Here is a 21,371-nt window from a genome sequence, read left to right as displayed (position 1 = left end):
GGGGATGGGACTCACAGCTTGCCCACGCCGGTCAGCGCGAGCTTGAACTTGACCTGCACCTCGTCGGCCACCATGGAGGTGTCGGCCCACTCGTTCTCACCGATCTTGAAGCTCAGGCGCTTGATCGGGAAGGTGCCGGTGGCGGTGGTGGTGGCGCCGCTCTGGGTCAGGGTGACCGGGACCACCACGTCGCTGCTCACCCCTTTGATGGCCAGCTTGCCGGCCACCTCGAACTTGCCGCCGCCCAGGCCTTTGACCGCCGTGGACTGGAAGCTGGCCTGGGGAAACTTGGCGGTGTTGAACCACACTGGCTTGGGCAGTTCGGCGTCGGTTTCCTTCACGCCCAGGGTGGCGCTGGCCACGTCCACGGTGAAGGCGATCTTGCTGCTGGCCGGCTTGGCCGGGTCGAAGGCGATCTGCGCGGCAAATTTGCGGAAATGGCCCTGCACGGGCACGCCCATCTGCTTGCTGACGAAGGCAATTTCGCTCTGCGCCGCTTGCAGTTGCTGCTGCGCCCAGGTGGGGCCAGCGGTGGCGGCCAGCACGGCCGCGGCAAGGATCGGGAATTTCATGGACACCATTCGGATAAAGAGCAAAAACACAGAGGCTCGGCCCCTCAGGCGCGACCCAGGCCCATGCGGGCCAGCAGGCCGTCGCGGTCGATCAGCGCGTGCTTGAGGGCCCCGGCCACGTGCAACAGCACCAGGGCCGCCATGGCGTAGGCCGCCCAGCCGTGCCAGGGTTTGAGCGCGTCGGCCAACGCGGGTTCCACCGGCGCGATGTTGGGCAGCGGCAGCACCCCGAACAGCACCACCGGAAAGCCCGCCGCCGAGCTGTAGGCCCAGCCCAGCAGCGGCACGGCGAAGAAGGTCAGGTACAGGCCCAGGTGGGTGCCGTGGTGCGCCCACCGCTGCCAGGCCGGCATGGCACGCTCGATGGCCGCCGGCAAAGCGGGCGGGCGGTGGGTCAGGCGCCACAGCAGGCGGACGAAAGACAAGGCCAGCACCACCATCCCCGCCCACTTGTGCCAGTTGAACAGCTTGAGGCGCTGCGGCGAAAAAGGCAGATCGGTCATGTACAGGCCGACCAGGAACAAGAGCACCAGCGCCACCCCCAGCAACCAGTGCAGGGCGATGGCCACGGGGTGGTAGCGACCGACGGGGGAAGGGGCAGAGGCAGCAGACATGCGGTCAGTGTACGGACGCAACCCGCCCCCCGGACGCGGCACGGATGAAGAAACCATTCAATAAATTCGAATGCTCGAGCCCCCCTGAACGGCCCCACGCCCGGTGCCGCTGCCTACAATGCGGCACATGCACCCGCCGCAACTGGAACGCCTGCTGGACCACTACCCCGCTCTGGCCGGGCTGCACACCCGCCTGGCGGAACTCCCCTGCCACCGGGTGGACGGCGGCACCCCGCTGTTCCGCGAACACGACGCCTGCCAGGGCTTCCCCCTGCTGCTGGAGGGCGAGGTGCGCGTGTCGCGCGCCAGTCCCAACGGGCGCGAGCTGGAGCTGTACCGGGTGCACCCCGGTGAAATGTGCCTGGTGTCCTCGGCCAGCCTGTTCACCGGCCAGGCCTTGTCGGCACGCGGGCTGACCACCGGCCCGACGCTGTTGGTCCTGCTGCCCCCGGCGCTGTTCCGCGAAGCCCTGGCCGGCGAAACCTTCCGCGACTTCGTGCTCGGCCTGTTTGCCGCGCGGATGGCCGACCTGACGGCCCTGATCGAATCCGTCGCCTTCCAGCGCCTGGACAGCCGCCTGGCCGGCACCCTGCTCGGCCACGGCCCCCAGGTGCGCACCACCCACCAGGCCCTGGCCGACGAGCTGGGCACGGTGCGCGAGATCGTCTCGCGCCTGCTGCACCGTTTCGAGCGCGAGGGCCTGGTCGCCCTGTCGCGCGAATGCATCACCATCCGCGACGGGGCAGGCCTGCGCGCGCTGGCGGCCGGCCCGGTCGGTGACGGCCTGGCCACGGCTGTGTGACCGCGGTCACAGAAGAATGGGCGCGATCCAGGTTCAATTCTTGATGGGCCCCTCGGGGGCATTTCCGAAACTTCGACCAAGACGCACTGCGTCAGGAGCACACCATGACCTCTAACGTGGGCGGCATCGACCGCATTCTTCGCATCGCCGTGGGCCTGGTGCTGATCGCACTGGCGTTCACCGGCACGGTGGGCCTGTGGGGCTACATCGGCGTGGTGCCGCTGCTGACCGGCCTGATCGGCTGGTGCCCGCCTTACGCCATCTTCGGCTGGAACACCTGCAAGACCAAGTCTTGAGCGCTGCGGCTCAGTCCCGGTAGAGCACGGGCGCGCCGGGCGGCCGGGTTTTGAAGCGCCGGTGCAGCCAGTGGTACTGGCCGGGCATGGTGCGGATGTAGGCCTCCAGCTCGGCGTTCATGCGGCGGGCGTCGGCCACGTCGTCGCCGCTGGGGTAGTCGGCCCAAGGCGGCAGCAGTTCGACCTGATAGCCCGTGGGCACCAGGCGGCAGATCCACGGCACCACCGGCACCCCCGCAGCCTTGGCCAAGCGCGGCAGGGAGGTGACCGTGGCCGTTTCCAGCCCGAAGAAAGGCACGAACACCGAGTCGCGCGCGCCCAGGTCCATGTCGGGCAGCAGGCACAGGGCCGCGCCTTCGCGCAGGCCGCGCAGCAGCGGGCGGGTGCCTTCGTGGCGCGAAATCAGACGCGGCGCGCCAAAGCGTTGGCGGCCTTCGCGCACCCAGCGGTCCAGGGCCTCGCTGTCCTGCGGGGAATAGAAGGTCCACCAGGGTTTGTCCACCGAGAGGGTCAGGCGGGCCCAGCCGGCGTCCATGCCGTAGAAATGCGGCACGAAATGCAGCACCGCCCCGGGCCGCGACAACACCTCCAGCGCCCCGGTCAGCGCCACCCGGCGTTCCACCAGGGCGGCCGGGCCGTGCCACAGCCACACCCGGTCCACAAAGGACTGGCCAAAATGCTTGAACGTCTCCCAGGTCCAACGGCGCCGGGTGGCCGCGCTTTCGCCCGGGAAGCACAGGTCCAGGTTCTGCTGCACGATGCGCCGGCGCCGCGCCGCGCCCAGGTAGAGGGCCGCGCCCACCACCCAGCCCGCCGCGCGGAACAGCGGCAAGGGCAGGCGCGCCAACCGGCGCAGCCAGGGGCGCTCGGCCGGGGGAGAGGTGGATTGCGGATCGGGCATGGTGGGACGCAGCGGAAGCCGGATTATGCAAGAGGGCTTCGCCGAGGCGACAGACGCGGCCCGGGCGGGCGACCTATCATCGTGCGCCATGAGCACCCTTTTCGACCCCATCCGCGTCGGCGCCTGGTCGCTGCCCAACCGCAGCGTCATGGCGCCCCTGACCCGCAACCGCGCCCCCGGCCAGCTGCCCACCGCCCTGATGGCCACCTACTACGCCCAGCGCGCCCACCCGCAGCACGGCGCCGGCCTGATCGTCACCGAGGCCACGCCGATCTGCCCCGAGGGCCACGGCTACGCCGACACCCCCGGCCTGCACAGCGACGAACAGGTGCGCGCCTGGAAAGCCGTGACCGACGCGGTCCACGCCGTGGGCGGCCACATCGTGGTGCAGCTGTGGCACGTGGGCCGGGTGTCGCACACCAGCCTGCAGCCGAACGGGCAGGCGCCGGTGGCGCCGTCGGCGGTGCGCGCCAACGCCAAGACCTTCGTCTTCCAGGAACAGAACGGGCAAAAGGTCGGCGCTTTTGTGGACACCTCCGAGCCGCGCGCACTGCGCCTGGACGAGCTGCCCGGCATCGTGCAGGCCTACCGCGACGCGGCGCGCCGCGCCATCGAGGCCGGCTTTGACGGCATCGAGATCCACGGCGCCAACGGCTACCTGCTGGACCAGTTCCTGCGGCGCGGCAGCAACCACCGGGACGACGCCTACGGCGGCGCCATCGAGCACCGCGCCCGCCTGTTGTTGGAGGTGATGCGGGCGGTGGTGGACGAGATCGGGGGCGACCGCGTCGGCCTGCGCCTGTCCCCGGTGACCGCGGCCAACGACGCCCAGGACGACGAGCCGCAGCCGCTGTTCGAGCACGTGGTACGGCAACTCGCCCCCCTGGGGCTGGCCTACCTGCATGTGATCGAAGGCCAGACTGGCGGTGCCCGCGACTTCCAACAAGGCCCGGCGCCGTTCGACTACGCCGCCCTGCGCCAGGCTTACCGCGACGCGGGCGGCCAAGCCGCCTGGATGGTGAACAACGGCTACGACGCCACACTGGCCCAGCAGGCCCTGGCCGATGGCGCCGACCTGGTGGCCTTTGGCAAGGGCTTCATCGCCAACCCGGACCTGACGCGCCGGTTGCGCCAGGACGGCCCGTTCAACGCCGCCGACCGCAGCACCTTCTACGGCGGCGACGCCCGGGGCTACACCGACTACCCGGCGCTGGCGGCCTGAGGCCGGTCGCCGTCGGCCAGCGGGGCCTTGGGCTGGCGCACCCAGGCCTCGAACGCCTCCTGCGGCAGCGGCGGCGAAAACCAGTAGCCCTGGAACAGGTGGCAGCCGTGGTCGCGCAGGTAGCGCCACTGGGCCTCGGTTTCCACCCCCTCGGCGATCACCTTCAGGCCCAGGCTGCGGCCAAGCGCCAGCATGGAGTCGACGATGGTGGCGTCGCTCTCGACCTCCAGCAGGTCCTGCACGAAGCTCTGGTCGATCTTGAGTTCGTCCAGCGGCAGGCGTTTGAGGTAGCTGAGCGAGGAAAAGCCCGTGCCGAAATCGTCCAGCGACAGGGTGACGCCGTGGGTTTTGAGCGCCGCCATCTTGTCAGCGATGGTCTGCAGGTCCTGCACCAGCACGCTTTCGGTCAGCTCCAGGCGCAGGCGCTCGGGCGCCACGGCGGCGGCCCGCAGGCCGTCGATCACCCGGGGCACGAAATCGGCCTGGTGCAACTGCGCCGCGCTCACGTTCACCGACAGAACCAGCGGCGCCAGCACCGGGTCGCGGCCCCACTGTGCCAATTGCCGGCAGGCTTCGTCCAGCACCCAGTCGCCCAAGGGCAGGATCAGGCCGGTGCGTTCGGCCAGGGGGATGAAGTCCCCGGGCATGACCAGGCCACGCGCCGGGTGGCGCCAGCGCACCAGGGCCTCGGCCCCGACCACGCCGCGTTCGGCATCCACCTGCGGCTGGTAGTGCAGCACCATCTGGCCGCGCTCGATGGCCTTGCGCAGCTCGATCTGGCGCGCGGTCAGCGGCGAAGCATCGGTCTGCAGGATGTGCAGCATCACGAACAGGGTGGAGACGGCCAGCAGGGCGTTGACCCAGGTGCCCCAGACGCGCAGCGCGTCGGGCAGCTGGAAGGGGCTGTCCAGGCCGGCCTGGGTCGCGGAAAACCCGAGGAACAGCGCCAAGCAGAGCAGCGGTGCCCCGCGCGCCAGCCAGGGTTTTTCGTGGCGGAACGCCACCAGCGCGAACACGCCCAGGGGCAGCAGGTAGAGGTGCACCGACCGCGGGGCGGCCAGCGTGGGCACGTCCAGCAGCAGCGACTGCAGCACCAGCACCAGCACGACCACCGGCAGGATCAGCAGGGACGAGGCGCGCAAGCGCTGGCGCCAGGCCAAGACCACCACCGCCAGCCCCGCGGCACAGATCAGCACGTCCGACGCGACCATCCCCCACCACCGCTGCGCGGCGAAGTAGCTCCCCCACCAGAGCGAGGCCAGCACCATCACCGTGCCCCCCGTCAGGAGCATGCGGCGCACGCGACGGCGGTGCAGCGCCTCCTCGGCCGACAGGTCCCAATCGGCGGCGGCGCTGGGGCGGGGCAAGTTCATATTTTCATCATATCGGACTGTCGATGCGGATCCAAGTGGTTTTGGTTTCGGTGTACTTGTCGAAAGCGTGCAGCGACTTGTCGCGCCCCACCCCGCTCTGCTTGAAACCGCCGAAAGGCACGGTGATGTCGTCCTCGTCGTACTGGTTCACGTGCACCGTGCCGGCGCGCAGGGCGCGCGCCACGCCGTGGGCCTTGTTCAGGTCGCGCGTCCACACCGCGGCCTGCAGGCCGTAAACGCTGCTATTGGCTTGGCGCACCACGTCGGCAGCGTCGGTGAAGCTCAACACGCTCAACACCGGGCCGAAGATTTCCTCGCGCGCAATGGTCATGGTGTTGTGCACGCCGTCAAAAATGGTGGGCTGCACGTAGCAGCCGCCGGCCACGGGCTGCACCGCCTCGCCGCCGGCCAACAACTTGGCGCCTTCGGCTTTGCCGGACTCGATGTAGCGCATCACCGTGTGGAGCTGGGTGGTGTCCACCAGCGCGCCCATCACCGTGTTCTTGTCCAGCGGGTTGGCGGGCTGGTAGGCGGGCACCTTGACCAGGGCTTTTTCCAGGAAAGCGTCCTTGATGGACGCCTCCACAAACAGGCGCGACGGCGCGTTGCAGCTTTCGCCCTGGTTGAAGAAGATGCTGCCCACGGCGGCCTCCACCGCGCGGTCCAGGTCGGGGCAATCGGCGAACACGATGTTGGGCGACTTGCCGCCCAGTTCGGTCCAGGCGCGCTTGAGGTTGCTCTGCCCGGCCATGACGTGGATCTGTTTGCCCACGCGGGTGCTGCCGGTGAAGGCGATGCAGTCCACGTCCATGTGCAGCGCCAGCGGGCTGCCGGCCTCCGGCCCAAAGCCCGGCACCACGTTGAACACCCCGGACGGGATGCCGGCTTCCAGCGCCAGTTCGGCCAGGCGCAGCGCGGTCAGCGGGGATTTTTCGCTCGGTTTGAGCACCACCGAATTGCCTGCCGCCAGCGCCGGCGCGATCTTCCACGCCGCCATGATCATGGGGTAGTTCCACGGCACGATCACGCCCACCACGCCCACTGGCTCGCGGGTGATGAGGGCCAGCGCCGTGTCGGCCGTGGGAGCGATTTCGTCGTAGACCTTGTCCACCGCCTCGCCGTACCAGCGGATGCAATTGGCCGCGCTGTGCACGTCCACGCCCTTGGCGTACTTGACCGGCTTGCCCATGTCCAGGGTTTCGGTCAGCGCCAGTTCGTCGCCGTGCACCTGGATCAGTTCCGCGAACTTGATGAGGATGCGCTTGCGCGCGGCGGGCGGTTTGCCGGCCCAGCGGCGGTCCTCGAAGGCGGCGCGGGCGGCCTGCACCGCGGCGTCGATGTCGGCCTCGGCGCCGCGCGCCACCTGGGTCAGCACGCGGCCATCGACCGGGGAGATGCAGTCAAACACGGCACCGCTGCGGGCCGCGACGCGCTGGCCGTTGATGAGGGCGCGACCGTCGAAGGTGGGGATGGAGTGGGTCGTCATGGGTGGGCTCCGGGCGGAAAACGGGGATTGGACCCATGGTACCGCCGAAAGACAGCGACGAAGGCGACCACTTTCGGGCAAGGACGGAGGGCCGGTATCTGTTGACCGGCCATTTCGCTCAACGACCTGCGCCACTGTCCCAATCAAACCACACCGCACCGCCCTCGCCGCGCAGCACCAGCGGCTCCACCACCAGCCGCGCTCCGGCCGGCACATCCAGCGTGTCGCCAGGTGCCAGGAAGCGGTCACCCTGATCGTCGAGTGAGCCCGCGCATGGGCGGGCCAACGTCACCCACGCGCGGCCTTGGACCACGCGCAACCGACTCAGGCGGGTAGCGGACAAGGAGACGGCCCGGCCTGGCGCCAGGCACCAGCGCCCCGCGGGCCAGCAAGGTGCAGGCGGGGTCGGCTTGCCCAAGGCACGGGCCCAGAACAGGGACGCCGCAGACCACAGACCGAATGAGGGGTAAAACATGGCTTGCTCCAGTGATGACGAGATGGACCAATGATCCGGCCCCTGGCCCTTTGCGTCCAATGAAACTGCGGTAATCTATTGATTCCTTTCAGGCATCAATTGGAGACCCCGGCATGTCCACCGGCACACGCACTGCCCGCTCGCGTCCCATCCCGGTGGGCCAGCTCCGCGCCTTCGAAGCGGTGGCCCGGCACCTGAACTTCCGCGCCGCCGCCGAGGAGCTGTACCTGACCCAAAGTGCGGTGAGCCGCCAGATCCAGGCGCTGGAAGACGACGTAGGCAGCCCGCTGTTCCTGCGCCACACCCGCGCCGTGGAGCTGACGGGCGCCGGCCTGACGCTGCTGCGCGCCACCGGCACGGCGCTGGAGCGCATCGACGGGGCGGTGCGGCAGATCCGCCAGCGCGCGGGCCGGCGCACGGTGACGCTCACCACCTGGGCATCGTTCGCCTCGATGTGGCTCATCCCCCGGCTGGAGGCCTTCCAGCGCAGGCACCCGGACATCGACATCCGCATCGACGCGGGCGATGCGACGCAGGACCTGGCCACCTCCGACGTGGACCTGGCACTGCGCTACGCGGTGCCGCAGTCGGTGACGGCAGACGCGGTGCGCCTGTTTGGCGAACAACTCACCCCAGTGGCCAGCCCCTGGCTGCTGCGGGAGCACCCCCTGAGGTCGGCCGAGGATTTGCGCCAGCTCACCCTGATCGAGGCCGGCGACATCCACCCGGCCCACCAAGAATGGCTGAGCTGGCAGCGCTGGCTGGACACCCACGCCGCGCCCAGCGGCGACCGCACGGCAAGCGCCGGCCCCCGGCCCAGCCTCCAGCCGCACCGGTGGCTGTACTTCAATTACGCCAGCCAGATCGTGCAGGCCGCGCTCACCGGCCAGGGCGTGGCCCTGGCCCGCCTGCCCATGGTGGCGCACAGCCTGGCCAGCGGCGATCTGGTGGAGCCCCTGCCCGACACGCGCCTGGGCTCGCCCTACGTCTACTGGTTGGTGCCGGCCCCCCACAGCACACCGCGCGCGGAAGTGCGGGCCTTCCGGGACTGGCTGCTGGAAGAGGCCGCTGAGACCCGCGTGGCCATGGGCGACGCCTCTTGAGGCAGCCCCGCCGGCCCGGGCCGGGGCAGGTCAGCCCCCCAGCGCCTTCAACTCCTGCCGCGCGGCAGCGGCCATTTCGCGCTCGCGCTTGCGGGTGCTGCGCGCCACCCACACCGCGTAGCCGACGATGACCAGCGTGACGGTGGCGATGAGGATGGTGGCCGCCGCGTAGATGGTGGGGTTGATGCCGCGCCGCGCGTAGCCGAAGATGACCTGCGGCAGGGTATTCACCCCCGGGCCCGAGAGGAATTCCGAGATCACCACGTCATCAAACGACAACGTGAACGACAGCAAAAACGCCGCCAGGATGGCCTGGAAAATGTTGGGCAACGTCACCAAAAAGAACACCTGGTGCGGGCGGGCGCCCAGGTCCATGGCGGCTTCCTCAATGCGGCGGTCCATCTCCATCAGGCGACTCTGGATGACCACCATGCCGTAGGCCATGCCCAGCAGGGTGTGGCCCAGGATGATGGTGAGCATGCCGCGCTGCGGCCAGCCGAACAGGTTTTGCGCCCCCACCATCAGCAGCAGCAGCGACAGGCCGATGATCACCTCGGGCATGACCAGCGGCGCGTTGACCATGCCGGAAAACACCGTTCGCCCGATGAAGCGGCGGTAGCGCACCAGCACAAAAGCCGCGAAGGTGCCCAGCACCGCCGACAGCACGCCGGTGACAGCCGCCACCTTGAGCGACAGCCAGAAGCCCTCGACGATCTTGGTGTCGCGCGTCAGCGCCTCGTACCAGCGCAGCGAAAAGCCGGTGAAGCGCGCGTCCTGCCGCGTGCTGTTGAAGGAGAACAGCACCATGAAGAACAGCGGCAGGTACAGGAACAGGTAGACCAGCGCCATCCAGGCCTTGCCGAAATGCTTTTCCAGGAAGGGTTTCATCGCATGGGCTCCTTCAGGCCTGGCCTTCGGCCTGCCGGCCGCTGTAGTGGTAATAAAACGCCAGGGGCACCACGATCAGCGCGATCATCACCACCGCCAGCGCGGTGGCGCGCGGCCAATTGTTGCTGGTGAACATCTCGTCCCACACCACGCGGCCGATCATCAGGTTTTCGGGTCCGCCCAGCAGCGAAGGAATGACGAACTCGCCCAGCGAGGGGATGAACACCAGCATGAAGCCCGCCACGATGCCGGCTTTGGACAGCGGCACCGTGACCAGCCAGAAGGCGCGGAAGGGGGAGGCCCCCAGGTCGTAGGCGGCTTCGAGCAGGCGGAAGTCCATCTTCACCAGGTTGGCGTACAACGGCAGCACCATGAAGGGCAGGTAGACGTAGGTCATGCCCACCAGCATGGAGACGTTGGTGTAGAGCATCTGGACCGGCTCGCTCACCACACCCAGCGCCATCAGCAGCTGGTTGATCACGCCCTGGTCGGCCAGGATGCCCTTCCACGCGTACACGCGCAGCAGGAAGCTGGTCCAGAACGGCAGCATCACCATCAGCAGCAGGGCCGGGCGCACGCTGGGGGCCGAGCGGGCGATGAAGTAGGCAAACGGGTAGCCGATGCCCAGGCTGAGCAGGGCCGTCCACAGCGCGTACCAGATGGAGCGCAGGTAGGCCTCGATGTAGAGCGTGTCGAACAGGGCGCCTTCTTCGCTGCGGAAGATGGTCCAGTAGTTCTCGTACTTCAGCTTGAGGATGCCGGTGTCCGGGTCCCACAGGGGCTTGAAGGGGTGGATGTCGTTGCCCATGTCCACAAAGCTGATGTACAGCAGGATGAGGAAGGGCAGGAAGAAAAAGACGAACAGCCAGGCGTAGGGCACCCCTATGACGAAGCGCTTGCCGGGCATGGAGAAGGGAGCGGCCATGGTGCGTGTCCCCCGGGTTCAGTCGCGCAGCACGATGCCGGCCTTGTCGTGCCACCAGAAGAAGACCTCGTCTTCCCAGGTGATGTCCGACAGCTCGTGGCGCGAGGTGTTGGCCTCGGTGATCTTGACCTTGGTGCCGTCGCCGGCCACCACGATGTAGGTGTTGTAGGAGCCGAAGTAGGCGATTTCCTTGACGCGGCCGGTGAACAGGTTGTGGCTCACGCCAGCGGGGCGCTCCTTGGCGATCTCGATCTTCTCGGGCCGCACGGCCAGCGCCACCGGCATGCCCAGCGCCCCGCTGACGCCGTGGCCCACGTGCATCTCGCCGATGGCGGCGGTGACGGCGCAGTGGTCGGGCTCGTCGGTGCTGAGCTTGCCCTGGAACAGGTTGACGTTGCCGATGAAGTCGGCCACGAAGCGGTTGGCCGGGTGTTCGTACACCTCCTCCGGGCTGCCGACCTGCAGCACGCGGCCCTTGCTCATGATGGCGATGCGGCTGGCCATGGTCATGGCCTCTTCCTGGTCGTGCGTCACCATGACCACGGTCACGCCCACTTTTTCGATGATGTTGACCAGCTCGAACTGGGTCTGCTCGCGCAGCTTTTTGTCGAGCGCGCCCAGGGGCTCGTCGAGCAGCAGCAGCTTGGGCCGCTTGGCCAGGCTGCGCGCCAGCGCCACGCGTTGCTGCTGGCCACCCGAGAGCTGGTGCGGCTTGCGCCTGGCGTACTGGCCTAGTTGCACCAGGTCGAGCATTTCGCCCACGCGCTGCTGCACCTCGGCCTTGGGGCAGCCTTCGCGCTTGAGGCCGAAGGCGATGTTCTCCCAGATGTCCAAGTGCGGGAACAGCGCATACGACTGGAACATCATGTTGATGGGGCGGTCGTAGGGCGGCAGGCCGGCCACGTCCTGCCCGCCGAGCAGGATGCGGCCGGAGGTGGGCTTCTCGAAGCCGGCCAGCATGCGCAGCAGGGTGGACTTGCCGCAACCGGAACTGCCCAGCAGGGCGAAGATCTCCCCACGCCCGATGGACAGGGACACCTCGTCCACGGCCAGCGCTTCGTCGAAACGCTTGACCAGTTTTTCCGTGACCAGGTAACCCTCTTTCACGCCCGTTTCAGCCATGCTCGGCCCCCTCATCCCAATGCGCAGATACAAAAAAACAGGGGCTGTTCATACGGTGCGTACAAACAGCCCCCGGTGGCGGAGTCGGTGTGGACTTACTTGCCTTGCTTGAAGGTGTTGTAAGCGGTGGCCATGGCTTCGCGCGCTTCGTTGGTGAAACTGCTCGGCGGGATCATCTTGCCCATGTAGCCGCTGTCAACGAAGATGGTCTTGTTGCCGGCGATCTCGGGGTTGATCTTCTCCAGCGCGGCCTTGTTGCCGGTGGGGTAGCTCATCTCGTTGGCCATGGCGGCGGCGTTCTCGGCACGCAGGTAGAAGTCGATGAAGGCGTGCGCGTTGCCCGGGTGCTTGGCGTCCTTGGTGATGCCGATGGAGTCGATGAAGATGAGCGCGCCGGTGGACGGCAGCAGCGCCTCGATCACGTCCTTGGAGCCGTTTTCCTTGGCGCGCTGGGCAGCGATGTTCATGTCACCCGACCAACCGATGGCGACGCAGGCCTTGCCGCCGGCGACGTCGTCGATCATGGTGGAGCTGAACAGGCGGATGTCCTTGCGCACCTTGGCCAGCATTTCGTTGGCGGCGGCGTAGTCGGCCGGGTCGTTGGAGTAGGCGTTCTTGCCGATGTAGTGCAGCGCCACCGGCATGATTTCGGTGGGCGAATCCAGGTAGGCGATGCCGCAGGCCTTCACCTTCTTGGTGTATTCGGGGTTGAACACCAGGTCCCAGGCGTTCTCGGGCATGGGGGTCTTGCCCAGGGCCTTTTCCAGCTTGGTCTTGTTGACGCCCACGGTGGTGAAGCCCCAGGCCCAGGGCACCAGGTGCTTGTTGTCCGGGTCGGCCGTGGCCATGGTCTTCATGAACTCGGGGTCGAGGTTGGCCAGGTTGGGGATCTTGGCCTTGTCCAGCGGCTGCAGCAGACCGCCTTCGATCTGCGGCTTGGCGAAGACGGTGCCTGGCACCACGATGTCGTAACCGGTGTTGCCGGCGACCAGCTTGGCGTGCAGGGCCTCGTTGGTCTCAAAGGTGTCGTAGTTGACCTTGATGCCGGTTTCCTTCTCGAAGGCGGCGATCATGCCTTCGGGGATGTAATCGGGCCAGTTGTAGATGTTGAGGACCTTTTCCTCGGCCGGGGCGGCGGGCGCCGGTGCGGGGGTGGGGGCGGCAGCAACGGGTTCTTCCTTCTTGCCGCAGGCCACCAGGAAAACGGCGGACAGGGCCAAGGCCAAGAGGTTTTTGTTCATTTACGGGCTCCAAAAAGGTGCGCGGATCCAACAACGAAAAGCGGACACCACCGTCAAGCAATATCCGCACCCAGAACCATTCTAGTCAGGAAAATCACAGAATCCCGCGTTGCTGCAGCTCGGCCAGGGTCAAATCCAGGGCCTGGCGGATCAGGGCCATCATCTCGTCCACCTGGGCCCGGTCCATGGTCAGCGGCGGGGCGATGATCATGCGGTCGCCCACGGCGCGCATGATGAGCCCGTTGTTGAAACAGTGCGCCCGGCAGACCATGCCCACGGCCAGGTCTTCGGGGAAATGTGCGCCGGTGGCTTTGTCTTTGACCAGCACCAGACCGGCGACGAAGCCGCAGGTTTCGGCGTCGCCCACCAGGGGGTGGTCTTTCAATTCGGTGAAACGCTGGGCCAGGTAGGGGCCGGTATCGTGCTTCACCCGGCCCGGCAGGTCTTCGCGGGCCATCAGGTCGAGGTTGGCCAGGGCCACGGCACAGGCCACCGGGTGGCCGCTGTAGGTGTAGCCATGGTTGAATTCGCCGCCTTTTTCGATCAGCACCTGGGCCACGCGGTCGCCCACCATGACGCCGCCCAGCGGGATGTAGCCGCTGGTGACGGCCTTGGCGAAGGTGACCAGGTCGGGGCGGATGCCGAATTTCTCGTAGGCGAACCAGTGGCCCAGGCGGCCGAAGGCACAGATCACCTCGTCGCTGATGAGCAGGATGCCGTATTGGTCCACGATGCGCTGGATCTCGGGCCAGTAGCTGTCGGGCGGGATGATGACGCCACCCGCGCCCTGGACCGGCTCGGCGATGAAGGCGGCCACCTTGTCGGGGCCGACTTCCAGGATTTTCGCTTCCAGCCAGCGCGCGGCGCGCAGGCCGAACGCCTCCTTGCTCTCGCCCGGTTCGGCCAACTCATGGAAATAGGGTTGCTGGATGTGGGTGATGTTGGGGATGGGCAGGTCGCCCTGGGCGTGCATGCCGCCCATGCCGCCGAGCGAGGCCCCGGCCATGGTGGAGCCGTGGTAGGCGTTGTGGCGACTGATGATGACCTTGCGCTGCGGCTGGCCCAGCAGGTCCCAGTAGCGGCGCACCATGCGCACGTTGGTGTCGTTGCTCTCGCTGCCACTGGAGCTGAAGAACACGTGCTGGAAAGTGCGCCCGCCGACGCTGGGCGCCAGCTCGGCCAGGCGCGCGGCCAGGCGCACCGCCGGTTCGTTGGTGGTGTTGAAGAAGCTGTTGTAGAAGGGCAGCCTGAGCATCTGCGCGTGGGCGGCGTCGGCCAGCTCGCGCCGGCCGTAGCCGGCGTTGACGCACCACAGGCCGCTCATGGCGTCGAGGATTTGCTTGCCCTCGCTGTCCCAGACGTAGATGCCGTCGGCGTGGGTGATGACGCGCGCGCCTTTGGCCGCCAGCCCTTTGTGGTCGGTGAAGGGGTGCAGGAAATGGGCGCTGTCGAGCGCCTGCAGTTCGGCGGTGCTCAGGTGCTTGGGGTCGGTGGCGGCGTTCATGGGCGGGCTCCTCAACGTGGCGTTCGGGTCAGACGTGCAGCAGCAGGTGCTCGCGTTCCCAGGGCGAAATGACTTTCATGAACTCTTCGAATTCGAGTTCCTTGATCTCGGTGTAGATGGTGATGAAGCCCTCGCCCAGCACCTCGTGCAGGTCGGTTTCGCGGCGCAACCAGTCCAGCGCCTCGCCCAGGCTGCGCGGCAGCGAGTAAGGCGCCAGGTAGGCGTCGCCCTTCATCTCGGGCTTGGGCTGGATCTTGTTTTTCATGCCCAGGTAACCGCAGGCCAGCGTCATGGCCATGGCGACGTAGGGGTTGGCGTCGGCGCCGATGACGCGGTTCTCGACGCGGCGCGCCTGCGGCGAGGCGATGGGCGAACGGATGCCGACGGTGCGGTTGTCGTGCCCCCATTCGATGTTGATGGGCGCGGCGGTGTGGCGCGCCAGCCGGCGGTAGCTGTTCACGTAGGGCGCCACCAGCGCCATGGCGGCGGGGATGTAGCGCTGCAGGCCGCCGATGTAGTGGAAAAAGGCGTCGGAAGGCGAGCCGTCCGGGTTGCTGAAGATGTTGCGGCCGCTGGCCTTGTCCACGATGCTTTGGTGGATGTGCATGGCGCTGCCCGGCTCGCCGGCGATGGGCTTGGCCATGAAGGTGGCGTACATGTCGTGGCGCAGCGCGGCCTCGCGCACGGTGCGCTTGAAGAAGAAAACCTCATCGGCCAGGCCCAGCGGGTGGGCGTGGAAGAAGTTGATCTCCATCTGCCCGGCGCCGACCTCGTGGATCAGGGTGTCCACGTTCAGGCCCATCTTGTCGCAGTAGTCGTAGATTTCCTCGAACAGCGGGTCGAATTCGTTGACGGCGTCGATGCTGTAGGCCTGGCGCGAGGTCTCGGCGCGGCCGCTGCGGCCGATGGGCGGGCGCAGCGGGGTGTTGGCGTCGGTGTTGCGCGCGGTCAGGTAAAACTCCAGTTCGGGGGCCACCACCGGGTCCCAGCCTTCGGCGGCGTACAGGTCGCAGATCTTGCGCAGCACGCTGCGCGGCGCGAACGGCACCAGTTGGCCTTTGTGGTCGAAACAGTCGTGGATCACCTGGGCAGTGGGGTCGGTGGCCCAGGGCACGATGCGCACGGTGGTCGGGTCCGGGCGCAGCTGCATGTCCTTGTCGGTCGGATCGACCACGTCGTAGTAGGGGCCGCTTTCGGGAAACTCGCCGGTCACGCCCATGCCAACGATGGCCTGGGGCAGGCGCATGCCGCGGTCTTCGGTGAATTTTTCGCGCGGCAGGATCTTGCCGCGGGCCACGCCAGTGAGGTCGGGCACCAGGCATTCGACCTCGGTGACGCGGCGCTGGTTGAGCCAGTGTTCCAGTTCGTTGAAATTGTGCGGGGTGGTGGGGGTGCTGCTCATGTCTCGCCTTGTGGGTGGGTACCTGGGCCGGATCGTAGAACGGATCGGGCCCGCCGTGGGATCACGGTCTCAAGGCTTTTCGGGGGCGGTGGCGTAGGCGCGGGCGTCGCGCAGGCGGGTGGCCTGGCGCTGGCGCACGGCCTCACCGAAGGTCTGGAAGATGGCGAGGTAGAAGGGGTTGTCCCAGCAGCGCCACTCGGGGTGCCACTGCATGGCGCAGGCGAAGGTGCGGGCGCCTTCGACCTCGAAGGCCTCGACCAGGCCGTCGGGCGCGTGCGCCAGGGCGCGCAGACCGGGGGCCAGCCGGCCCACGCCCTGCCCGTGCAGGGAGTTGACCATGGCCCGAGTGCCGCCGGCCCAGCGTTCCAGCACACTGCCGGGCACGATGTCGATCGGGTGGCTGGGGGCGTACTGCTCGTCGGGCGTGCCGCCGGGCTCGCGGTGGTCCATCAGGCCGGGCACGGCGTGCACCGTCTGGTGCAGGCTGCCGCCCAGGGCGACGTTGATTTCCTGGAACCCCCGGCAGATGCCCAGCAGCGGCACGCCTTCGGCCACACAGGCGCGCACCAGGGTGAGGGTGAGCGAGTCGCGCTCGGGGTCCAGCGGCAGCGCCGGGTTGTGCACGGATTCGTCAAAGTGCGAGGGGTGCACGTTGGACGGCGAGCCGGTGAGCATCACGCCATCGACCAGCGACAGCAGCTCCGGCACCTGGGCCGCGTCGGCCAGGGGAAACATGACCGGCTGGGCCTGGGCGCCGACCTTCACCGCACGGGCGTATTTGTCGCCCAGCAGCAGGTAGGGCATCTGGTGACCGTGGTTGCCCATGAGGCGGTGGTCGGCCGGCAGCCAGACCATGCACGGTGGGGGGTTCATCGCAAACTCCATAAGTTGAGGACCATTCTGCGGGGGAAATTGGTTCAAAATGGGGGCCATTTGGGCCAATCGGACGGTGCCACTTGCCCCGGCCACCCAGCCCCAGCCACACGCAGGAACCGCGCCATGCTGTCCGAACACCTCCTGGCCGAAATGGGCCGCTTGGCCGCGCAGGGCGACCTGCCGCTGCACCGCCAACTGTACGAGGCCTTGCGCCGCGCCGTGCTCGACGGCAAGCTGGGCGCCGGCGACCGCCTGCCGTCCAGCCGCGACCTGGCACACGACCTGGACCTGTCGCGCAACACCGTGGTCGCCGCCCTGGGCCAGCTCACGGTGGAGGGCTACCTGGTGAGCCACGTGGGCAGCGGCACCTACGTGCACGAACACGTGCCCCAGCCGGGGGTGCGTCCGCGGGCCGGGCAAGCGGCGCCAGACGCCCGGCTTTCGCGCCGGGGCGAGGCCTTGGCCCACCAGCACCGCGCCCGGGACCTGGAGATCCAGCCCTTCACCCCGGGCGTGGCCGACTTCAGCGCCTTCCCCATCGCCCTGTGGCAGCGCCTGCAGAACAAGCACTGGCGCAGCGCCCAGCCCGAGATGCTGGACTACAACGACTCGGGGGGCCACGGCCCACTGCGCCGCGCCGTGGCCGACTACCTGCGCGTGTTCCGCAGCGTGCGGCTGGACGCCGACCAAGTGCTGATCACCAGCGGCACGCAGCAGTCGCTGGAGCTGTGTGCACACCTGCTGGCCGACAACGGCGACACCGTCTGGCTGGAAGACCCGGCTTACTGGGGCGCGGTCAAGGCCTTCACCGCCACCGGGCTGGCCATCCACCCGGTGCCGGTGGACGACGAAGGCATGGCCCCGAGCGCGGCGGACGAGGCGCACCCTCCCCGGCTGATTTACGTGACCCCGTCGCACCAGTACCCCACCGGTGCGGTCATGTCGCTGGCGCGGCGCCAGCAGCTGCTGGCCTGTGCCGCGCGCTGCCAGGCCTGGGTGCTGGAGGACGACTACGACAGCGAATTCCGCTTCAGCGGGCCGCCCATTTCCTCGCTGGAAGGGCTGGACACCGAAGGCCGCGTGCTCTACATGGGCACCTTCTCGAAAATGCTCTACCCCGGCCTGAAGCTGGGTTACCTGGTGGTGCCCAAGGCGCTGGTGGCGGCCTTCAAGGGAGCCCACTACGACCTGAACCGCCCCGGGCAGATGCCGCTGCAGGCGGCGCTGGCCGAGTTCATCGAAATGGGCCACTTTGCCAGCGCGCTGCGCCGCGCCCGGCAGACCTACGCCGAACGCCGCCAGAAACTGGTGGACGCGCTGGCCCCGGTGCTGCACAGCGGCCAGGGGCGCATCCACGGCGCGGCCCAGGGCCTGCACCTGTGCCTGCGCCTGCCCGCCTGCGCCGACGACCGGGCGCTGGCCCAGCAGGCGGCGCAACGCGGCCTGACGGTGCGGCCCCTGTCGGCCTACTGCCTGCAACGCCAGGACCTGCGTGGGCTGGCCATCGGTTACGGCTACGCCGCACCGGCCTTGATCGACCGCTACGGCCGCCAACTGGCCGAACTGGTGGCCCAGGGCCTGGGCCGCGGCTGAAGCACCCGCCCAGGGGATGGAAGGCGGTGTTGTATAAACCCAGCTTTTCCATCAGGGTTAACCCTAGGTTTTGAGGAGTTCCGATGTCCGCATCCCGCATCCAGCACGCCGGCCTGCGCCAGAAAATCATGTCGGCCGAGGCCGCCGCCGCGCTGATCCGCCACGGCGACCACGTGGGCATGAGCGGCTTCACCGGCGCCGGCTACCCCAAGTTGGTGCCGGCGGCGCTGGCGCGGCACATCGAACAGGCCAACGCCAGCGGCGAAACCTTCCGCATCGGCGTCTGGACCGGCGCCTCTACCGCGCCCGAGCTGGACGGCGCGCTGGCCCAGGTCGGCGGCATCGAGATGCGCCTGCCCTACCAGTCCGACCCGACCTGCCGCGCCCGCATCAACGCCGGGCAGATGGAGTACATCGACATCCACCTCTCGCACGTGGCGCAGTTCGTCTGGTTCGGCTTCCTGGGCCAACTCAACGTGGCGGTGGTGGAGGTGGCCGGCATTCTGGAAGACGGCCGCCTGATCCCGGCCTCGTCGGTGGGCAACAACAAGACCTGGCTGGACCAGGCCGACAAGGTGATTCTGGAGGTGAACAGCTGGCAGCCGGCCGGGCTGGAGGGCATGCACGACATCTACTACGGCACCCACCGCCCGCCGCACCGCAAGCCGATCCCGCTGGAACACCCCGGCGACCGCATTGGCGAGCCTTACCTGCACGTGGACCTGGACAAGGTGGTGGCGGTGGTGGAAACCCACTTGCCCGACCGCAACTCCAGCTTCACCCCGCCGGACGAGACATCCAACCGCATCGCCGCGCACATCCTGGACTTTTTGGGCCACGAGGTGAAAAAAGGCCGCCTGCCGCCCGAGCTGCTGCCGCTGCAGTCGGGCGTGGGCAACATCGCCAACGCCGTGCTGTCGGGGCTGAACCAGGGCCCCTTCGAGCGCATGACCGGCTACACCGAGGTGCTGCAGGACGGCATGCTGGAGATGCTGAAATCCGGCAAGCTGGCCATGGCCTCGGCCACCGCCCTGTCGCTCAGCCCGGCCGGCATGACCGAGTTCCTGGACCACCTGGACTTCTACCGCGAACGCATCGTGCTGCGCCCGCAGGAGATTTCCAACCACCCCGAAGTGATCCGCCGCCTGGGCATCATCTCGATGAACGGCATGATCGAGGCCGACCTCTACGGCAACGTGAACTCCACCCACATCATGGGCACGCGCATCATGAACGGCATTGGCGGCTCGGGCGACTTCGCCCGCAACGCCTACCTGGCCATGTTCATGACGCCGTCCACCGCCAAAGACGGGGCCATTTCCTGCATCGTGCCCATGGTGAGCCACGTGGACCACACCGAGCACGACGTGCAGGTGGTGGTGACCGAGCAGGGCCTGGCCGACCTGCGCGGCCTGGCGCCACGCCAGCGCGCCCAGGTGGTGATCGAGCGCTGTGCCCACCCCGACTTCCGCCCGGCGCTGCGCGACTACGTGGCCCGCGCCGAACGCAGCGCGCGCCAGGGCCTGGGGGGCCTGCACACCCCGCACCTGCTGGACGAGGCCCTGAGCTGGCACAGCCGCTTTGAGCGCGAAGGGCGCATGGTGGCCTGAAGGCCCGGGCCGGCACCGGCATGGCGGCGGCGCTTCAGCCCAGCGCGTCTTTCAACCGGTGCCACAGCATGCCCAGGGCCAGCATCGGGGTGCGCAGCTGGGGCCCGCCGGGGAAGGGCCGGTGCTGCAAACGTGCGAACAGGTCGAAACGCTCGGCCTGGCCCGCCACCGCTTCGGCCACCAACTGCCCGGCCAGCCCGGTCAGCGCCACGCCGTGGCCACTGAAACCCTGCAGGTAGTAAATGTGCGGGCCGACCCGGCCAAAGTCGGGTGCGCGGTTCATGCTGATGTCGACAAAGCCGCCCCACACAAACTCCACCGGCACACTGGCCAGTTCGGGAAAGATGGCCACCATGCGCTGGCGCATCACCTGCTCCAGGCGCGGCGGCGTGCGGGTGGTGTAGCTGACGCGCCCGCCGAACAGCAGCCGGTGGTCGGCGCTGAAGCGGAAGTAGTCGAGCACGAAGTTGTTGTCGCACACCGCGGCATTGCGCGCGATGAGCCGCTGGCACAGCTCGGGCGCCAGCGGCGCCGTGCCGACGATGTAAGTGCCCACCGGCATGGTCCGGGTGTGGATGGGTGGCAGCACGCCCGGACCGTGCTCGGGCAGGGTGCAGTTGCCCGCCACCACGGCGAACCGGGCCCGCACCGTGCCGTACGGTGTCTGCACCACCACACCGGCACCGGTCTGCGCCAGCGAACGCACGGGGGTGTGCTCGTGCAGCCTCACCCCCAGGCGCTGCGCCGCCCGGGCCAGCCCGAGGCCGTACTTGAGCGGGTGCAGGTGGCCCGACAGGCGCTCGTAGCCAGCGGCGTGGTAGCGCGCGCTGGCGATGTGGCGCTGCACATCGGCCCCGGTGGCCACCTCGCAACGCAGGCCGTAGTCGCGTTCCTGCGCCTCCAGGTCGGCCAGCAGCGCCTTGGCCTTGCCCGGGGAATCGGCCACGTAGAGGTAGCCCTTGACCGCATCGCAGGCGATGCCGAAGCGCGCAATGCGCCGGTCGATCAGGTCCAGTGCCTGCAGCGACAGGTCCCAGGCGCGGCGGGCGTCGGCACGGCCCAGCTGTTGCTCGAACGGCCCCTGGCCGGAAGCAAAACCGACGATGGCCTGTCCGCCGTTGCGGCCACTGGCCCCGGCGCAGACGCGGTCGGCCTCCAGCACCACCACGCTGAAGCCCCGATCGGCCAGTTCCAGCGCCGCGCTCAGCCCGGCAAAACCGGCCCCCACCACCAGCACATCGGCCTCGGCTTCGCCCCGCAGGGGCGGCAGAGACGGCGCACGCTGCACACTGGCCTCGTAATAGCTGCGCTGGTTGAGCTGCGTGTCGGACTGGAGCAGGGAGGGTTTGAACACCATGGGTCACCC

20 protein-coding genes are annotated in these 21,371 nt (G+C 68.3%); 6 read left to right on the top strand and 14 right to left on the bottom strand.

Going from position 1 to position 21,371, the window contains the following annotated elements; all coding sequences use genetic code 11:
• Positions 1 to 11 precede the first annotated feature (11 nt).
• Positions 12 to 581 (bottom strand): YceI family protein, encoded by a 570-nt coding sequence (locus CON77_RS02000; protein WP_439650502.1) that lies wholly within the window; start codon positions 579 to 581, stop codon positions 12 to 14.
• A gap of 35 nt (positions 582 to 616) precedes the next feature.
• A complete protein-coding gene (locus tag CON77_RS01995) occupies positions 617 to 1,186 on the bottom strand; it encodes a cytochrome b (protein ID WP_101047314.1) in 570 nt (189 codons plus the stop codon).
• A 127-nt stretch (positions 1,187 to 1,313) separates the two neighbouring features.
• Here CON77_RS01995 and CON77_RS01990 point away from each other — a divergent pair, with 127 nt between their 5' ends.
• Positions 1,314 to 1,988, top strand: coding sequence for a Crp/Fnr family transcriptional regulator (locus tag CON77_RS01990; protein WP_232788368.1), 675 nt, complete (start codon positions 1,314 to 1,316; stop codon positions 1,986 to 1,988).
• Positions 1,989 to 2,092: 104 nt separating this feature from the next.
• Positions 2,093 to 2,284: a YgaP family membrane protein gene (locus CON77_RS01985; protein ID WP_101047311.1), complete on the top strand. Its 192-nt coding sequence runs from the start codon at positions 2,093 to 2,095 to the stop codon at positions 2,282 to 2,284.
• A 10-nt stretch (positions 2,285 to 2,294) separates the two neighbouring features.
• Here CON77_RS01985 and CON77_RS01980 read toward each other — a convergent pair whose 3' ends face one another.
• Complete coding sequence (locus tag CON77_RS01980; protein WP_101047309.1) at positions 2,295 to 3,185, bottom strand: lysophospholipid acyltransferase family protein; 891 nt, start codon at positions 3,183 to 3,185, stop codon at positions 2,295 to 2,297.
• Between the two features lie 88 nt (positions 3,186 to 3,273).
• On the opposite strand from CON77_RS01980, the gene CON77_RS01975 reads away from it, so the two are divergent.
• Positions 3,274 to 4,407 carry an alkene reductase gene (locus CON77_RS01975; protein WP_101047307.1) on the top strand — a complete coding sequence of 378 codons (1,134 nt, stop codon included), beginning with the start codon at positions 3,274 to 3,276 and terminating at the stop codon, positions 4,405 to 4,407.
• Here CON77_RS01975 and CON77_RS15455 read toward each other — a convergent pair.
• The 3 genes from CON77_RS15455 to CON77_RS15780 all read right to left on the bottom strand — a co-directional run bounded on the left by CON77_RS15455 (position 4,386) and on the right by CON77_RS15780 (position 7,741).
• Complete coding sequence (locus CON77_RS15455; protein WP_101047305.1) at positions 4,386 to 5,780, bottom strand: putative bifunctional diguanylate cyclase/phosphodiesterase; 1,395 nt, start codon at positions 5,778 to 5,780, stop codon at positions 4,386 to 4,388. The genes CON77_RS01975 and CON77_RS15455 overlap by 22 nt on opposite strands.
• Positions 5,781 to 5,787: 7 nt before the next feature.
• On the bottom strand, positions 5,788 to 7,266 hold the full coding sequence (locus tag CON77_RS01965; RefSeq protein WP_101047303.1) for an aldehyde dehydrogenase: 1,479 nt from the start codon (positions 7,264 to 7,266) through the stop codon (positions 5,788 to 5,790).
• A 118-nt stretch (positions 7,267 to 7,384) separates the two neighbouring features.
• Positions 7,385 to 7,741, bottom strand: coding sequence for a DUF2917 domain-containing protein (locus CON77_RS15780; protein ID WP_101047301.1), 357 nt, complete (start codon positions 7,739 to 7,741; stop codon positions 7,385 to 7,387).
• 113 nt (positions 7,742 to 7,854) lie between these two features.
• Here CON77_RS15780 and CON77_RS01955 point away from each other — a divergent pair, with 113 nt between their 5' ends.
• A complete protein-coding gene (locus CON77_RS01955) occupies positions 7,855 to 8,844 on the top strand; it encodes a LysR substrate-binding domain-containing protein (RefSeq protein ID WP_101047299.1) in 990 nt (329 codons plus the stop codon).
• Between the two features lie 30 nt (positions 8,845 to 8,874).
• On the opposite strand, the gene CON77_RS01950 is transcribed toward CON77_RS01955, so the two are convergent.
• From CON77_RS01950 to CON77_RS01920, 7 genes are all read right to left on the bottom strand, one after another.
• A complete protein-coding gene (locus CON77_RS01950) occupies positions 8,875 to 9,732 on the bottom strand; it encodes an ABC transporter permease (RefSeq protein WP_101047297.1) in 858 nt (285 codons plus the stop codon).
• 13 nt (positions 9,733 to 9,745) lie between these two features.
• Positions 9,746 to 10,657: an ABC transporter permease gene (locus CON77_RS01945; RefSeq protein WP_101047295.1), complete on the bottom strand. Its 912-nt coding sequence runs from the start codon at positions 10,655 to 10,657 to the stop codon at positions 9,746 to 9,748.
• Between the two features lie 18 nt (positions 10,658 to 10,675).
• Positions 10,676 to 11,779 carry an ABC transporter ATP-binding protein gene (locus CON77_RS01940; RefSeq protein ID WP_101047293.1) on the bottom strand — a complete coding sequence of 368 codons (1,104 nt, stop codon included), beginning with the start codon at positions 11,777 to 11,779 and terminating at the stop codon, positions 10,676 to 10,678.
• A 95-nt stretch (positions 11,780 to 11,874) separates the two neighbouring features.
• Positions 11,875 to 13,020 carry an extracellular solute-binding protein gene (locus CON77_RS01935; RefSeq protein ID WP_101047291.1) on the bottom strand — a complete coding sequence of 382 codons (1,146 nt, stop codon included), beginning with the start codon at positions 13,018 to 13,020 and terminating at the stop codon, positions 11,875 to 11,877.
• A gap of 94 nt (positions 13,021 to 13,114) precedes the next feature.
• On the bottom strand, positions 13,115 to 14,524 hold the full coding sequence (locus CON77_RS01930) for an aspartate aminotransferase family protein (protein WP_101047289.1): 1,410 nt from the start codon (positions 14,522 to 14,524) through the stop codon (positions 13,115 to 13,117).
• Between the two features lie 28 nt (positions 14,525 to 14,552).
• Positions 14,553 to 15,926 carry a glutamine synthetase family protein gene (locus CON77_RS01925; protein WP_101047287.1) on the bottom strand — a complete coding sequence of 458 codons (1,374 nt, stop codon included), beginning with the start codon at positions 15,924 to 15,926 and terminating at the stop codon, positions 14,553 to 14,555.
• 69 nt (positions 15,927 to 15,995) lie between these two features.
• Positions 15,996 to 16,799 carry a gamma-glutamyl-gamma-aminobutyrate hydrolase family protein gene (locus CON77_RS01920; protein ID WP_101047340.1) on the bottom strand — a complete coding sequence of 268 codons (804 nt, stop codon included), beginning with the start codon at positions 16,797 to 16,799 and terminating at the stop codon, positions 15,996 to 15,998.
• A gap of 126 nt (positions 16,800 to 16,925) precedes the next feature.
• On the opposite strand from CON77_RS01920, the gene pdxR reads away from it, so the two are divergent.
• A complete protein-coding gene (gene pdxR / locus CON77_RS01915; RefSeq protein ID WP_101047285.1) occupies positions 16,926 to 18,395 on the top strand; it encodes a MocR-like pyridoxine biosynthesis transcription factor PdxR in 1,470 nt (489 codons plus the stop codon).
• A gap of 83 nt (positions 18,396 to 18,478) precedes the next feature.
• On the top strand, positions 18,479 to 20,005 hold the full coding sequence (gene scpC, locus CON77_RS01910) for a succinyl-CoA:acetate CoA-transferase ScpC (RefSeq protein ID WP_101047283.1): 1,527 nt from the start codon (positions 18,479 to 18,481) through the stop codon (positions 20,003 to 20,005).
• A gap of 34 nt (positions 20,006 to 20,039) precedes the next feature.
• Here the strand turns inward: scpC and CON77_RS01905 are convergent, their stop codons facing one another.
• Positions 20,040 to 21,362, bottom strand: coding sequence for an NAD(P)/FAD-dependent oxidoreductase (locus CON77_RS01905; protein WP_101047281.1), 1,323 nt, complete (start codon positions 21,360 to 21,362; stop codon positions 20,040 to 20,042).
• Positions 21,363 to 21,371: the final 9 nt, after the last annotated feature.

The organism is Macromonas nakdongensis, assembly GCF_002837145.1.
Taxonomy (GTDB): Bacteria; Pseudomonadota; Gammaproteobacteria; order Burkholderiales; family Burkholderiaceae_C; genus Macromonas_B; species Macromonas_B nakdongensis.
The sequence above is the reverse complement of the archived record's forward strand: the minus strand, read 5'-3'. Positions and strand labels throughout refer to the sequence as shown.

Coding starts and splice junctions, on each gene's coding strand:
- CON77_RS02000 (WP_439650502.1), bottom strand. CDS start 581: ATGGTGTCCATGAAATTCCCGATCCTTGCCGCGGCCGTGCTGGCCGCC.
- CON77_RS01995 (WP_101047314.1), bottom strand. CDS start 1,186: ATGTCTGCTGCCTCTGCCCCTTCCCCCGTCGGTCGCTACCACCCCGTG.
- CON77_RS01990 (WP_232788368.1), top strand. CDS start 1,314: ATGCACCCGCCGCAACTGGAACGCCTGCTGGACCACTACCCCGCTCTG.
- CON77_RS01985 (WP_101047311.1), top strand. CDS start 2,093: ATGACCTCTAACGTGGGCGGCATCGACCGCATTCTTCGCATCGCCGTG.
- CON77_RS01980 (WP_101047309.1), bottom strand. CDS start 3,185: ATGCCCGATCCGCAATCCACCTCTCCCCCGGCCGAGCGCCCCTGGCTG.
- CON77_RS01975 (WP_101047307.1), top strand. CDS start 3,274: ATGAGCACCCTTTTCGACCCCATCCGCGTCGGCGCCTGGTCGCTGCCC.
- CON77_RS15455 (WP_101047305.1), bottom strand. CDS start 5,780: ATGAACTTGCCCCGCCCCAGCGCCGCCGCCGATTGGGACCTGTCGGCC.
- CON77_RS01965 (WP_101047303.1), bottom strand. CDS start 7,266: ATGACGACCCACTCCATCCCCACCTTCGACGGTCGCGCCCTCATCAAC.
- CON77_RS15780 (WP_101047301.1), bottom strand. CDS start 7,741: ATGTTTTACCCCTCATTCGGTCTGTGGTCTGCGGCGTCCCTGTTCTGG.
- CON77_RS01955 (WP_101047299.1), top strand. CDS start 7,855: ATGTCCACCGGCACACGCACTGCCCGCTCGCGTCCCATCCCGGTGGGC.
- CON77_RS01950 (WP_101047297.1), bottom strand. CDS start 9,732: ATGAAACCCTTCCTGGAAAAGCATTTCGGCAAGGCCTGGATGGCGCTG.
- CON77_RS01945 (WP_101047295.1), bottom strand. CDS start 10,657: ATGGCCGCTCCCTTCTCCATGCCCGGCAAGCGCTTCGTCATAGGGGTG.
- CON77_RS01940 (WP_101047293.1), bottom strand. CDS start 11,779: ATGGCTGAAACGGGCGTGAAAGAGGGTTACCTGGTCACGGAAAAACTG.
- CON77_RS01935 (WP_101047291.1), bottom strand. CDS start 13,020: ATGAACAAAAACCTCTTGGCCTTGGCCCTGTCCGCCGTTTTCCTGGTG.
- CON77_RS01930 (WP_101047289.1), bottom strand. CDS start 14,524: ATGAACGCCGCCACCGACCCCAAGCACCTGAGCACCGCCGAACTGCAG.
- CON77_RS01925 (WP_101047287.1), bottom strand. CDS start 15,926: ATGAGCAGCACCCCCACCACCCCGCACAATTTCAACGAACTGGAACAC.
- CON77_RS01920 (WP_101047340.1), bottom strand. CDS start 16,799: ATGAACCCCCCACCGTGCATGGTCTGGCTGCCGGCCGACCACCGCCTC.
- pdxR (WP_101047285.1), top strand. CDS start 16,926: ATGCTGTCCGAACACCTCCTGGCCGAAATGGGCCGCTTGGCCGCGCAG.
- scpC (WP_101047283.1), top strand. CDS start 18,479: ATGTCCGCATCCCGCATCCAGCACGCCGGCCTGCGCCAGAAAATCATG.
- CON77_RS01905 (WP_101047281.1), bottom strand. CDS start 21,362: ATGGTGTTCAAACCCTCCCTGCTCCAGTCCGACACGCAGCTCAACCAG.